The organism is Jannaschia sp. Os4 (assembly GCF_016820245.1).
GTDB lineage: Bacteria > Pseudomonadota > Alphaproteobacteria > Rhodobacterales > Rhodobacteraceae > Jannaschia.
In genome coordinates, this window is sequence record NZ_JAFCAR010000001.1 from 105,872 (window position 1) to 120,191 (window position 14,320).

General features: G+C 76.5%; 7 protein-coding genes. 4 read left to right on the plus strand and 3 right to left on the minus strand.

Features of this window, described 5'->3' with window-relative positions; genetic code table 11:
- The first annotated feature begins 58 nt into the window (after positions 1-58).
- The 3 genes from JQC91_RS00565 to JQC91_RS18180 are packed head-to-tail and all read left to right on the plus strand — an operon-like array spanning position 59 to position 3,832.
- Complete coding sequence (locus JQC91_RS00565) at positions 59-826, plus strand: SDR family oxidoreductase (protein ID WP_203284831.1); 768 nt, start codon at positions 59-61, stop codon at positions 824-826.
- Between the two features lies 1 nt (position 827).
- Positions 828-2,591, plus strand: a complete 1,764-nt coding sequence (locus JQC91_RS00570; RefSeq protein WP_203284832.1) for a glycosyltransferase — start codon at positions 828-830, stop codon at positions 2,589-2,591.
- Positions 2,588-3,832, plus strand: coding sequence for a glycosyltransferase (locus tag JQC91_RS18180; protein ID WP_203284833.1), 1,245 nt, complete (start codon positions 2,588-2,590; stop codon positions 3,830-3,832). Before JQC91_RS00570 ends, JQC91_RS18180 begins: the two co-directional genes overlap by 4 nt.
- Here JQC91_RS18180 and JQC91_RS00580 read toward each other — a convergent pair.
- Positions 3,774-5,093 carry a capsular biosynthesis protein gene (locus JQC91_RS00580; RefSeq protein ID WP_203284834.1) on the minus strand — a complete coding sequence of 440 codons (1,320 nt, stop codon included), beginning with the start codon at positions 5,091-5,093 and terminating at the stop codon, positions 3,774-3,776. The genes JQC91_RS18180 and JQC91_RS00580 overlap by 59 nt on opposite strands.
- Before the next feature lie 20 nt (positions 5,094-5,113).
- On the opposite strand from JQC91_RS00580, the gene JQC91_RS00585 reads away from it, so the two are divergent.
- Entirely contained in the window at positions 5,114-5,932 is an 819-nt protein-coding gene (locus tag JQC91_RS00585; protein WP_203284835.1) for an SDR family NAD(P)-dependent oxidoreductase, read from the plus strand.
- Here the strand turns inward: JQC91_RS00585 and JQC91_RS00590 are convergent.
- A complete protein-coding gene (locus tag JQC91_RS00590) occupies positions 5,904-7,226 on the minus strand; it encodes an aminotransferase class I/II-fold pyridoxal phosphate-dependent enzyme (protein WP_203284836.1) in 1,323 nt (440 codons plus the stop codon). The genes JQC91_RS00585 and JQC91_RS00590 overlap by 29 nt on opposite strands.
- A gap of 11 nt (positions 7,227-7,237) precedes the next feature.
- A complete protein-coding gene (locus tag JQC91_RS00595; RefSeq protein WP_203284837.1) occupies positions 7,238-14,209 on the minus strand; it encodes a type I polyketide synthase in 6,972 nt (2,323 codons plus the stop codon).
- Positions 14,210-14,320: the final 111 nt, after the last annotated feature.

Genomic DNA, 14,320 nt, shown 5'->3' on the forward strand with positions numbered 1-14,320 from the left:
GGCAACCCTTCGTTCACCTTTCGCCGCCATATCCCGAGCGACCCACGGAGCCCCGCCCATGTCCCATCCGCTCTTCGACCTCACGGGCCGCCGCGCGCTGGTCACCGGCTCGTCGCAGGGGATCGGACTGGCGCTGGCCAAGGGCCTTGCCGAGGCGGGGGCCGAGGTCGTGCTCAACGGCCGCGACGCCGCCAAGCTGGAGGTGGCCGCCGCCGGCCTGCGCGAGACCGGCGCGACCGCCCGCACGCTCGCCTTCGACGTCACCGACCACGCCGCCGCCCGCGCCGCCGTCGACGGGCTGGAGTCCGAGGGGCTGGCGCTCGACATCCTCGTGAACAACGCCGGGATGCAGCACCGCACCCCGCTGGAGGACTTCGCGCCCGAGGACTTCGAGCGGCTGATGACCACCAACGTGTCCAGCGTGTTCAACGTGGGCCAAGCGGTCGCGCGCCACATGATCGCGCGGGGCGCGGGGCGGATCGTCAACATCGCGTCGGTGCAGTCCGCCCTCGCCCGACCCGGCATCGCCCCCTACACCGCCTCCAAGGGCGCGGTGACCAACCTCACCAAGGGGATGGCGACCGACTGGGCCAAGCACGGGCTGCAGGTCAACGCGTTGGCGCCCGGCTACTTCGAGACGCCGCTCAACGCCGCGCTCGTGGCCGACCCCGCCTTCACCGAATGGCTGGCCAAGCGGACGCCCGCCGGACGCTGGGGCCGGGTCGAGGAACTGGTCGGCGCCTGCATCTTCCTGTCGTCCGACGCGGCGAGCTTCGTGAACGGCACGACGCTCTTCGTGGACGGCGGCGTCACCGCCTCGCTCTAGGGTGCTGCGCCGCCTCCTCCAGCGGGGCCTGACCCGGGCCATGCGCGCCCGCGCGGACGGCCCGGCCCGGGCGGGCGCGCACCTGATCCACATCGAGACCGCGCACCGGGTCGACGGACGGCTCGTCCTCGCCGGATGGTCCACCGCCGGGGAGGTCGCGCTCGCCATGCCGGACGGGACCCCGTTCGACGTGGCGCTCCGCATGGGTCGCGAAGACGTGCGCGCCCATGCCGCCGAGCAGGGGATCGCCGTCGTCGAGCGGCCCGCGCTCGTCGCCCTCGGCCCCCGCGCGCCGATGCCGGAGCGGCTGGACGCCGTGGTCGAGGGGGTGGCGGCGACCGTGCATCCGCCGCGGACCACCGCCCTGCCGGGCGCCTTGGCCGAGCACCTCACGCGGATGGGCTTCGCGCCCAAAGCCTTGGCCGAGGCGGCCCGCGGGGCGGGCGACACCGAGTCCCTGCCCGATCGGGACCGCGCCAGCATCGACCACGTGCTGACCAGCCCCGCCGACGGCGCGACCGTGGTCGCGGGCTGGGCCTTGGCGACGCCGGGCACGCGGCTCCGGGTCGAGGCATCGGACGGCGCGACCGCCGAGGCCGAGCAGATCGTCCACCACCCCCGCGCCGACGTGCTGGAGGGGTTCGGGCTCTCGCCGGGGATCGAGCCGGGCCTCCTCGCCTACCTGCCGCCGGGACGGCGGGGCCGGACGGTGCGGATCGTCGCCGTCTCCGAGGGGCGCAGCCGCACCCTCGCCCGCTCCGGCCCGACGGACGCGCTGTCGGCCGACGCGGTGGCCGCCGCGCGCACGCTCTTCGCCCTGCCCGGACGGGAGGCGGCGTTCCGCGCGCGCGCCGAGCGGATCGACCTGCCCGTGCTCCAGCCGCTCGTCGATGCCCATGCCGCCCGCGCGCTCGCGGCGACCGTCCACCGCGAGACTGTGGGCCACCCGCCCCCCGAGCCGGAGGCGTCGCTGATCGTGCCGCTCCACGGACGGGACGACTTCGTCGAGCACCAGATGATCGAGTTCTCGCGCGACCCGTGGCTGCGCGCGCGGGCCGAGCTGGTCTACGTCGTCGACGACCCCCGCCTGATCGAGGGCGCGCGGACCCGGATGCGCCGCGCGGCGATGCTGTGGGACATGCCCGCGACGATGGTCTGGACCGGGACGAACGGGGGCTACGCCGTCGCCAACCGCATCGGCGTCGCGGCCGCGCGGGGGCCGCGCCTGCTGTTCCTCAACTCCGACGTGGTGCCGCGGGCGGCGGGATGGCTGGAGCGGATGGTCGAGACCTTGGAGGGCAGCCCGGGCGCCGGCGCGGTGGGCGCGCGGCTGCTGTTCGCGTCAGGCGGGCTGCAGCACGTCGGCATGACCTTCGCGCACGACGCGCGGCTGGGCATCTGGGTCAACCGGCATCCGATGCTGGGCGTCACCCCCGCCGACGTCCCGATGTCCGGGCCGGTGGAGGTGGTCGCGGCGACGGGGGCCTGCCTCCTGCTGCGCCGCAGCGACCACGACGCGGCCGGCGGCTGGGACACGGGCTACCTGATCGGGGACTTCGAGGACAGCGACCTGTGCCTGTCGCTCCGCGATCGCGGCCAGCGCATCCTCGTGGAGCCGCGCGCGACCCTCGTCCACCTCGAGCGCCAGTCCGTCGGACGGGGCGAGGCGGACGGGATGCGGATGCGCACGACGATCCTCAACGCGGTGCGCCACGAGGCGCGCTGGGGCGGGACGCTCGCCCGGCTGGCGGAGGCCGGCCGGTGAGCCACCGCGTCCTGACCTTCGCCCACGGCTCCCCTGAGTTCAGCCGCGGCGGCGCCGAGACGGCCGCCCATGCGCTGGCCGGAGCCTACCGCGCCCATCCGGAGGTGGAGCGCTCGGTCTTCGTCGGGCGCCACGACAACGGGCGCGGCGCGACCGGCAGGCTGATCCCGCTGCGCCCCGACGAGTACCTCTACGAGCAGGCGATCGACGACTGGTTCCGGCTGCAGTCCGCGAACCCGGAGGCGATGCTGGACGGTCTCGCCGACCTCGCGCGCGCGCTGCGGCCCACGATCATCCACCTGCACCACTACATCCACGTCGGGCTGGAGATGATCCGCGTCCTGCGCCGGGCCGCGCCGGGCGCCCGCATCCTCCTGACGCTGCACGAGTACATCGCGATCTGCGAGAACCAAGGCCAGATGATCAAGACGGGGTCCATGGACCTGTGCCGCCGCTCGGGGCTGGAGGCGTGCCACCGCTGCTTCCCCGCGCGCAGCCCCGAGGACTTCTGGCTCCGCCGCCACCGCATCCTGCGCTACTTCGACGACGTCGACCTGTTCGTCGCGCCCTCGGAGTTCCTGCGCGGGCGCTACGTCGACTGGGGCCTCGCGCCGGACCGGATCGTCACGCTGGAGAACGGCCAGCCGCCGATGGCTCCCCTGCCCCCGCGCCCGCTCGGCCCCGGCGAGGGGCGCGGGCGGTTTGGCTATTTCGGGCAGATCACGCCCTACAAGGGGATCGAGACGGTGCTGCGCGCGCTGGCCGCCGTCCCGCCCGAGGCGCGGGGCGGGATCACCTTGGAGGTCAACGCCGCCGAGATGCGCCATCAGCCGGACGGGCTGCGGGAGCGGATCGACGACCTGCTCCGCCCCTTGGAGGCGCAGGGAAGCGTCCAGTGGCGCGGGGCCTACGAGCCCGACCAGATGGCCGAGCGGCTGGCGACGGTGGACTGGGTCGTGGTGCCCTCGGTCTGGTGGGAGAACTCGCCGATGGTGATCCAGGAGGCGTTCGGCCACGGGCGGCCCGTGGTCTGCTCGGACATCGGGGGCATGGCCGAGAAGGTCGCGGACGAGGTCGACGGGGTCCACGTGCCGATGGGCAGCCGGTCCGCGTGGTCCGCCGCGCTGCGCCGCCTCGCCGCGCCCGACGCCGCTGCGGGGTGGGACCGGCTGCGCGCGGGCATCACCCCTCCGCCGACGGCGGCCCAGCAGGTGGAGCGGCTCCTGGAGCTGGCGGGCTGACGCCCTCGTTCCCCGCCCCCTTCACCCCCGCGCGGGGGCGATCACTCAGCAGGTCGTGGATCGTCCCGTCCTCCACCCGGCGGACGATCTCCGCCGCCGCGAGGCGGCGTCCGTTCGGCTCGTAGAACGATCCCTTCACCTGGATCCGGGCCAGCGCCCGCAGGAGGCGGTCCGTCGCATCGGGATCGGGCGGCCCGGCCTCGGTCCAGAAGCGGTCCAGCCCACCCTGCCACGTCACGCCCGGCGCGTCGTAGACGGCCGTTCCCATCGCCACCGTCGGGCACCCCGCCCGCAGCGCCGTCAGCCCCACGGTCGAGTTCACGGTGACCACGCCGCGCGCGGCCCGCAGCAGGTCGCCGAGGTCGCCGCCCCGCACCGCGTGGACCCGGTCCGCGATCCCGTGGCGCGCGGCCATGCGCGGCACCACCGCGCTCCAGCGGCGCAGGCCCACGTCCAGCGGATGCGTCTTGAAGAGCAGCCGCCGCCCCGCCGGGGCATGCGCGGCGAAGGAGGCGAGCACCTCGTCGACGAAGTCCGCGAGGTCGTCGTAGCGCGAGGACTCGCGGATCTGGTAGTCCTCGGCGATCTGCAGCGGGACGAGGTCGAACGGCGCGCCGGAGCGGTGCAGCGCCGCGATCTCGCGCTCCGCCGCCCGCGCCTGGACCGGCATCCGCAGCAACTGCGCCACCCATGCGAGATAGAAGAACGGGGGCCAGAGCGGCCAGTCGTGCCGCCAGTGCGGCCACCACGGCCACGACGCGGACTGAGCGAGGTGGAAGCCCACGTCGGCCATCGCCTCGTCGCGGAACCAGCGATGGCCGTGGCGCACCTCCATGTCAGGCAGGGGCCGGTCTTCGGCGAGGGCCGCCAGCGCCGCCGGATCCGAGGGGAAGCGCGACACCGCGCCCATTCCCTCGGGCTCCAAGGTGATCCAGTCCGGGCGCAGGTAGCCGAACTCGACCGCCCACGCGCGCGCGCGCGCCTTGCGCGCGACGTCCAGGGCGCGAGCATGCTGCGGAACCCGGTCGGCGTAGTAGATCACGTCCGTGACCCCCTCGCGCGCGATCAGGTCGGCCAGCCATGCGGGCCAGTCCTCCAGCCTGCCCCGGTAGGAGATCGCCGCCCGCGCGCCCCAGAAGAGGCGGTCGCCCAAGCCGAAGTTCACCTTGACCACCCGGTGCCCAGCCGTCTCGAAGGCGCGGCCGAGGTCGCGCCAGAACGGGCCGGGCGGGCCTTGCAGCAGGAGCACCGTGCGGGGCATCCCCGCGGAGGGAGGACGCGATGTCATCGAAGGGACCGGACTGGCGCGGGATCGCGATCACGGGCGCGTCCGGCGGGATCGGCGCGGCGCTGGCCGAGGCGGTGGCGGCGCCGGGTCGGACGCTGCTGCTGATGGGGCGCGACGCGGACCGGCTCGCGGCGGCGGCCGCGCGAGTCCGGGCACGGGGCGGCGCGGTCGAGACCGCGGCCCTGCCCCTCTCGGACCGGGCGGCGCTGGCCGAGACGCTGCAGGAGTTCGATCGCCGCCATCCGGTCGACCTGCTGGTGGCGAACGCGGGCGTCAAGACGGGCAACGCGCGCGGCGTTGAGCCGGCGGCGCAGACGGCGCGGGTGCTCGACGTCAACCTCGGCGCCGCCTTCGCCACCGTCGGCGCCGTGCTGCCCGCGATGCAGGCGCGCGGGCGGGGCCGGATCGCGCTGACCGGCTCGATGGCGGCGGTCGCGCCCGTGGGGGACCTGCTCTCCTACGCGGCGAGCAAGGCGGGCCTCCATGCCTACGCGAAGGGGCTCCGGCGCGCGGTGGCCGGGACGGGCGTGGGGGTCACGCTGCTGGTGCCGGGCTTCGTGGACACGCCGATGACCGATCGCCACGCGGGGCCGACGCCCCTCCTGCTCGCGCCCGAGGCGGCGGCGCGGCGCTTCGCGGACGGCCTCGCGCGGGGGGCGCGGGTCGTCGCCGCGCCGCGGCGCCTGTGGTGGCTCGCACGGCTGGGCGAGGCGCTGCCGGGGCCTTGGGCGGATCGCGCGGTGGCGGGTCATGCCGCCCGCATCGCGCCGGACGCGGACGAGGTCAGAGACGAACCTCCCGCGAGGCCCTGACCCGGGCCGCCGTCAGGTCGGCGGCCCGCTCGAGCACGTCGTCGGTGTGGTCGGCGTTCAGGAAGAACCGCAGCCGCGCGGAGCGGTCCGGCAACGCGGGCGCGACCATGCAGGGCACGTTCACCCCGTCCTCCAGGAGCCCGTTCGACACCCACGCCGTGCGCAGCGAGTCGCCGATGATCACCGGCGTCACCGCGTGGCCCGCGCAGGGTCCGGTCTCCAGCCCCCGCTCCGTCATCAGGCGCAGCATCGTCGCCCCGCGCGAGGCAAGGCGGGCGACGCGCTCCGGCTCGGCCGCCATGATCCGGAGCGCCGCGAGGGTGGCGGCGGCCGAGGGGACCGGCATCCCGACCGAGTAGAGGAAGCCCGGGGCGTTGTAGCGCATCAGGTCGATCAGGTCGCGCGACCCCGCGATCACGCCCCCGCACGAGCAGAGCGTCTTGCTGAGCGTCCCCATGATGACGTCGACCCGGCGCGGGTCCACGCCCGTCGCCTCGCACAGGCCCCGGCCCGTCGCGCCGAGCACCCCGAAGGAATGCGCCTCGTCCAAGGTCAGCCATGCGTCGTGCCGCTCCTTCACCTCGACGAAGGCGGGCAGGTCGGCGCAGTCGCCGTCCATCGAGTAGAGCCCCTCGACGCAGATCAGCGCGCGCCCGTACTTGTGCCGGTTCGCCGTCAGCCAGTCGTCGAGCCAGTCCGCGTCGTCATGCGGCACGGAGACGTGGGTCGCCCCCGAGGCGCGGATGCCCTCGAAGACCGAGTTGTGGGACAGCGCGTCGGCCAGCACCACGTCCTCCGGCCCCATCAGGGTGCGGATGATCGCGACGTTGGTCGCGTGGCCCGACACGGTAACGAGCGCCGCCTCGTGGCCCACGAAGGCGGCGAGCGCGGCGTCGAGATCCTCGTGCAGCGCGAGGTTGCCGCCCGCGGGCCGCGCCGCGCGCGCGGACACGCCGTAGGTCGCCATCGCCGCCGTGGCCGCGTCATGGAGGCGCGGGTCGCCGTTCATCGAGAGGTAGTCGTAGGAGGCGAAGTGATCGACCCAGCGCCCCTCCACCTCGGCGCGGATGCCGTCGACGGCCGAGACGGTGCGGAAGAACGGGCTGGCCAGCCCGGTCACCTGCCCCATCGCCCGTCCCACGGAGACCTGCCGGAAGAGCGGATGGCTACCGACGTCGGCCCCGCGCGAGCGGACCTTGGCCCGCGGCGCGGCCTCCGGCGGCGCGGAGGGGATCGACGCCTCGGGGGCGGGGGTCGCCGCGACGCGCCCGTGGAGCGCCCGCAGGTCCTTCATCCGGCCCCCCATCAGGAGGCCGCCGGGGCCTGCGGGGGATGGCGCTCGACCTCCGCCCTCTCGCCGGGCGCGTCGGGGGCCGCGATCCGCCGCAGCCGGGCGCGGGACTCGGCGCCCAGCGCGTCCTCGTCCGCGAGGTGGCGGCGCTCCATCTCGGCCAAGGCGTCGTCGCCGTCCGGCGCCTCCGCCGCGCCGTCGAGCAGGGAGGCGGCCATCTTCGCCAAGGTGAGCGCCTCGTCCACGGCCATCGTCTGCATCGCCTGCCCGATCCGCTCCTCGACCCCGAGGCGCAGGTTCATCGCGAGCAGGCTGTCGAAACCCATCTGCATCAGCGGCTGCCGCGGATCGACGTCGGCGGGGGCGAGGCGCAGCACACGGGCCGCCTCCTCGACGACGGCCTCCAGCAGCGCGGCGCGCGCGCCCTCGGCCCCCTTCTCGGCGAGGAGGGTCGGCAGGTGCAGCCGTCCGCCCTCGGACTTGGGCCGCCGTGCGTCGACGAGGTCGAAGAGCGGGCCGGACATCACCACGGCCTGCACCGCGACGCGGCTCCACTCGACGGGGGCGAGCGTCACGGTCGGGCGCGGGTCGCCGCCGTCCAGCCATTCGCGCAGGCGGCGCAGCGCGGTGGCGGCGGGCATCGGGTGCATCCGGCGGGCCAGCGCCGTGCGGAGCGCCTCCGAGCGGTCGAGGATCCCCGCGTCTTCGATCGGCCCCCACGCCACCGCGAGCGCGGGCCGTCCGGCGGCGTGGCGGCGGCGGGCCAGCGCCTCGAGGGCCATGTTCGCCGCGCAATACGGCCCCTGCGCCGTCGAGCCGAAGCGCGAGGCCACGGAGGCGTACATCCAGAAGTGGTCGAGCGGATCGTCCGCCGTCAGCCGGTCGAGGTTCGCGGCGCCGAGCGTCTTGGGCGCGAGGGCGGCGGCGACGCGCGCCTCCGTCATCTCGTCCAGATCGGCGTTGTCGTAGACGGTCGCCGCATGGACGACGCCCCGGATCGGCCCGGCGGCCCGCGCCGCGTCCAGCGCCGCCGCGAGCGCGGCCGCATCCGTGACGTCCGCGCGCAGCACCTCGAAGGGCAGGCCCGCCGCCTCGGCCCGCGCGCGATCGGCGGCGCCCATGCGGCCCGAGCGCGAGACCAGCCACAGCCGCTCGGCGCCCTGCGCGTGCAGCCAGAGCGCGGTCTCCAGCCCGAAGCCCCCGGGGCCGCCGACGACGACCCATCCGCCCCGGATGGGCGCCGCTTCCCGCGTCGCGGCCGCGCCCGCCACGGGCGCGCGCAGCACGAGCTTGCCCATGTGCGAGGCCCGCGACATGCGCCGCAGCGCCTCGGCGGCGTCGCCCGCCTCCAGCACCGTCACCGGCAGGCCGGGCCGGTCCTCGGCGGCGAGGTCGGTCCGCAACGCCTCCATCATCGGACGCAGGGAGTCGGCCCGGTGGGACAGGAGCTGGTCCACGTCCACGACGTGCAGCGACACGTTCTCGCGCAGCGCGCGCAGCGTGATCGCCCCGTTCTCGTAGAGGTCGCGCTTGCCCAGCTCCACGAACCGCCCGAACGGCGCGGTGCAGCCGAGGCCCCGCTCCAGCGCCTCGCCGGCGAGGCTGTTGACCACGACGTCCGCGCCGCGCCCGTCCGTCGCCGCGCGCACCTCGCGCTCGAAGCCGGGCGAGCGGCTGTCGAACGCCAGGTCCGCGCCCATCGCGCGGGCGAGGCGGCGGCGGGCGGGGGAGCCGGCGGTCGCGAGCACGCGCGCGCCCATCGCCTTCGCCACCTGGACGGCCGCGAGGCCCACCCCGCCGGCCGCGCCGTGGATCAGCACGGTCTCTCCCGGACGCAGGCGCCCCGCCTCCTCCAGCGCGTAGCGCGCCGTCAGCAACGCCACCGGCAGGGCCGCCCCCGCCTCGAAGGACATGCCCTCGGGCAGCGGCAGCAAGGCCCGCGCGTCGACGGTCGCGTGGGTGGCGAAGGCATGGGACGCGAAACCCATCACCCTGTCGCCCGGCGCGAAGGCGGCACCGTCGCCGGCGCGCGTCACGGTGCCCGCCATCTCCATCCCGAGGCAGGCCCCGGCGAAGCCCCGCTCCAGCGCCTCGGGCGGCAGAAGGCCCTGCGCCCACATCGTGTCGCGGAAGTTCACCCCGGCGGCCTCGACCGCGACCTCCACCTCGCCCGGCCCCGGCGCCGCCTCCGTCACCGCGCGCCAGCGCAGCCCGTCGAGCGCCATCGTCCGCCGCGCCGCCTCGAGCCGCCGGGGACCGCGCGCCACCGTCGCCGGGTCGGGCAGCGGCACGAGGCGCGGCGCGGCCGACCCGTCGGCCCCGCACACGACCTCCTGCTCGGCGGAGGCGAGGAGGGTGGCGACCTCCGCCGCGTCGGCCTCCGGCCCGTGGGCGAGGAGGCGGATGTCGCGCTCCATCTCGTTGGCGGCCACGCGCCGCCACGCGGCCCCGACCTCCCACCGGTCGGCCACCGGCGCGACCAGCCAGAGCGGCCCCCGCGACGGCGGCAGGTCGCGCAGGATCGCGAACCATGCCGCGTCGTCCTGCGGGTCCACGACATGCGCCGCGACCGGCGCGCCCCGGCCCGACATCTCGGCGAGCGCGTCGGCGAGCGGGCCCGCGCCGGTGACGGTCAGGCGCGGGACGGGGAGGTCCACGGCGCCGCCGGTACGGCGGGCATGGACGATCCGCACCGCCTCGCGTCCGGCGGAGGGCGTCTCGGACGGGTCCAGCCCCTCGCCCGCCCACGCGTGGCGCAAGGCCGCCAGCGCGTCGGCGCGGCGATGGCGCCCGGTCATCCGGGCAAAGAGGTCGGCGGCCTCCTCGAACGCGACGATGCCGCCGCCGGGGACGAGCAAGCGCGCCAAGGCGGCCTGCGCCGCCGCGCCGCCCGCCGCGGTCGAGAGCGACAGGCCGACGATCAGGTCGAAACCCGCCTCGGCATCCTCGGCCTCGGACGTCGTCGCGAAGGCGGTGGGAACGGACGGGTCCAGCGCGGCACGGCGGCGGGCGCTGGCGTCGTCGTCCTCGGCCAGCACGGTGACGTGGTCGGCCACCCCGCGCAGCGCGGCGATCACGGCGTCGCCCGCGTCGCCCGCCACGGCGGCGCGCCCCACGCGGCCCGGCCACGCCCGCAGGACCGCCACGGCGGTCGTCGCGAGATCGGGAAGCGGCGCGGATCCGTCCCCCTCGCCCGCCTCCAGCGCGGCGCGCAGCTCGGTCGCCGCCTCCGGCGCCTCGACCGGCACCATCGCGGCGAGCTCGTCCAAGGACGGGAACGGCTCGGCCTCGTCCGCGAGGCCCGCCTCCGCGAGCCACGCGGCGGCGGCGGGGTCGGCGTCCCGCCGCTCCCACGCGAGGCGCCCGCCGAGCGCCGCGCGCAGCACGTCCGCGTCCGACGGCTCGACCCCCTCGGAACGCGCGACGGCCGCGACCGCGTCCGCCAGCCCCGAGGCGCCCGTCCCTGCCAGCGGGACCAGGACCTCGTCCCAGTAGGGGTTCACCGCCGCGCCTCGCGCCATGTCCGGCAGCATGCGCAGGCGCAGCCCCTCCATCTCCAGCACGGCACGCCCCTCCGCGTCATGGGCGACGACGTCGACGGCCACGCTCTCGGCCCAGCCGCCCGCGCGCCGCACCCGCGAGCCGGCGATGGCCCCGCCCGGTCCGAGCCGGACCCGGTCGATCCGCGCGGGGACGCGCAGCACCTCCGCGTCGAACCCCTCGTCGCGCACCAGCGCCCCGGCCGGATGCAGCGCCGCGTCCGCGGCGGCCGGGTCGAACAGGAGCGCCGGGTCGACCGCGTCGCGGGGGAGGATCCGGGCGTGGACCTCCCCCGGTCCGCGCCGGAGATCCGCGACCCGCGCGAAGGCGGGGCCATAGCGCAGCCCGCTCCGCCCGAGCGCGTCGTAGAGCGTCGCGCCCGCCTCGTCGGACGCGGGGGGCGACACCGTCTCCGCCACCGCCTCGCCCGCGAAGGCGCGCGCGACCGCGGCCACGGACCACGGCCCGCCGCCGACCGGGCCCGTCTCCAGCCGCAGCGCCCGCGCGGCGCGGTCCAGCACGACGCGCAGCGGAAGGGGCGCGTCCTCGGGCAGCTCGACCGGGCGCAGGAACTCGACGTCGCGCAGCTCGACGGCGTCGAGGCCGAGCCCCTCGCGCGCGGCGGCGGCGAACATCTCGACCATCGCGGCCCCGGGCAGCAGGACGCGCCCGCCGACCACGTGGTCCCCGAGCCAAGGGTCGCGCGCGAGCGTGATCGCGCCGCGCCACTCGTCCCCGTCGGGACGCGGCCGTCCGCCCATCAGCGGGTGCTGCGGGCGGCGGGCGAACAGGTCCAGCGCGTCCGCGCGGGCCAGCCGGTGACGCGTCCTCTCGAACGGATAGGCGGGGAGCCCGTCGATGGCCCGCCGCTCCGGCCCGAGGACGGCCGCGCGGTCCACCCGCCCGCCGGCGGCGGTCACCGCGCGGGCGATGGCGGGGGCGTCGCGGCGCTCGGCCCGGGTCGCGTCCAGCGTCTCCAGCACGACGGTCTCGGCCTCGTGCCCCGCGAGGCTGTCGCGGAGGTAGGCGCGCAGGACGGTCTTGGGCGAGATCTCGAGGATCACCCCCATGCCCGCGTCGGCCAAGGCCCGCGCCCCGTCGCGGAAGGCCACGGCGCGGCGGGCGTTGCGCCACCAGTAGCTCGCGTCGAGCGGGCCGTCGTGGACCGCGCCGGACCAGCCCGAGACGAAGGCCACGTCCGAGACGCCGTCCCCGGCGATGCCGTCCACGGCGGCGCGCAGGTCGGCCTCCAACGGGTCGAGCGCGGAGGAATGGTAGGGGAAGGCGATCTTCAGGACGCGCCCGGCCACGCGCGCCTTGCGCGCGGCCTTGGCGAGCGCGGCGACGTCGTCGGCGGATCCCGAGACGGTCACGCTCTCGGGCGCGTTGACCGCCGAGATCTCGCAGGCGAGGCCCGCCTCCGCGATCAGCGCCTCGATCCGCGCGGGCGCGGCGGCGAAGGCGGCCATCCCGCCGGTCCCCTCCAAGGGCGCGAACGCCCGGACCCGGCCCGCGACGATGCGCGCGCCCTCGGCGCGCGAGATGCGGCCCGCGACGACGGCCGCCGCGACCTCGCCCAGCGAATGGCCCAGGACCGCATGGGGCGTCACGCCCGCGGCGGCCAGCGCGTCCACGATCGCGAGATGGAGCGCGAAGGTCAGCGGCTGCGCCACCGCCCCCTCGCCCAGGCGGGCGTCCAGCCCCGGATCTGCGAGCGTCTCCTCGAGCCCGTCGATCCCCTCGGCGGCGAACAGGGCGGCGGTCTCGCGCAGGGAGGCGGCGAAGACCGGGTCGGTCGCCATCATGTGCCGCCCCGCCCCGGCCCAGAGCGCGCCGTTGCCCGAGAAGGCGAAGGCCACCGGCGCATCGCGCAGCCCGCCCTCGCGGGCGGCGTCCGGCCCGCTGCCGGGGGCGTCGGCGAGCCAGGCGTCCAAGGCGTCGTGCAGCGTCGCGGCATCCCCGGCGGGCAGAACCAGCGCGTGCCGGAGCCGCGCGCGGCGATGGTTGGCCGTGGCGATCCGGTCCCCCAAGGCCGGGCCGTCCTGCGTCCGCCACCCGCGGGCGAGCGCCTTCAGGGAATCCGCCGTCGCCGCCGTGAGCATCAAGGCGGTCGGCAGGGCCTGCGACGTCGGCTCGGGGTGCCACCGCGCGGCCCGGATCACCGCATGGGCGTTCGCGCCGCCGAACCCGAAGGAGTTCACGGCGGCCAGCGCGGGCCGCTCCGCGTTGTCCAAGGGGACCGCCTCGCGCGCGACGCGGAGGCCGAGGGAGTCGAAGTCGATCTCGGGGTTCAGGACGTCGGCGTGGAGGGACGGCGGCAGGAGGCCGTGCTCCAGCGCCATCTGCGCCTTCAGGAGCCCCACCAACCCCGCCGCGGGCTCCAGGTGCCCGAAGTTCGTCTTGGCCGAGCCGATGGGCAGCGGCGCGTCCCGCCGCACGCCGTAGGCCCCGCCGATGGCCGCCGCCTCGCGCGGGTCGCCCACGGCGGTGCCGGTGCCGTGGGCCTCCACGAAGGCGAGGTCGCCGGGGTCGAAGCCCGCCCCCTCCATCGCGCGCTCCATCAGCGCCTGCTGCCGCGCGCCCGAGGGCAGCGCGATCCCCGCCGTCCGCCCGGCCGAGCCGACCGCCGTCGTCACCAGCTCCGACCGCGCCCGCCGCCCGGCCGCGCGGGCCGCCTCGGCCCGCTCCAGCACGAAGACGACCACGCCCTCCGCGCGGACGTAGCCGTCCGCGCCCGCCGCGAAGGCGCGGCACAGGCCGTCGGGCGACAGCATCCCGGCCTGCGAGAAGCCGACGAACGGCAGCGGCGACAGCAGGAGGTTCGACGCGCCCACCACCGCGAGGTCGATCTCCCCGGAGGCGAGCGCGCGCCGCGCCTGGTCCAGCGCGAACAGCCCGGAGGAGCAGGCCGTGTCCACCGTGTGCGACGGCCCGTGGAGGTCGTAGAGATGCGCGATCCGGTTTGACAGGATCGAGAGCGTGTTGCCCAGCATGTATTGCGGGCCGGCCATCGTCATGTCGCCCAGCGCCGTCAGCGCGTAGTCCGCCGAGGAGCCCCCGACGAACACCCCCGCCCGCTCGCCGTCGAGCCGGCCCGGCTCGATGCCCGCGTGGTCGAAGGCCCGCGCCACGTTCTGCAGCAGGAGCCGCTGCTGCGGGTCCATCTGCTCGGCCTCGGCGGGGGAGATGCCGAAATAGGACGTGTCGAAGGCGAAGGGGTCGTCCAGGACGCCGGCCGCCGTCACGTAGGAGAGGCCGCGCGCGCGAAGGCCCGGCGCCGCGAACCGGGCGGCGCTCCACCGCTCGGGCCCGATCTCGCCCACGGTGCAGCGCCCGCCGGCGAGGACGTCCCACGCCGCGTCCGCGCCGTCCGCGCCCGGCAGGGTCGCGGCGTAGCCGGTGATCGCGATGCGGGACCCGGTCGTGTCGGGACGCGTTTCGTCCATTGCTCCCACCTCGCTCGGCCGGTCCGGGGCCGTTCGGATCGACTGCATCGTGGTTATCCACCGCCTGCACCGGCGACAACCCGAGGGCACGGGTCCGCCGATGGAACGCGG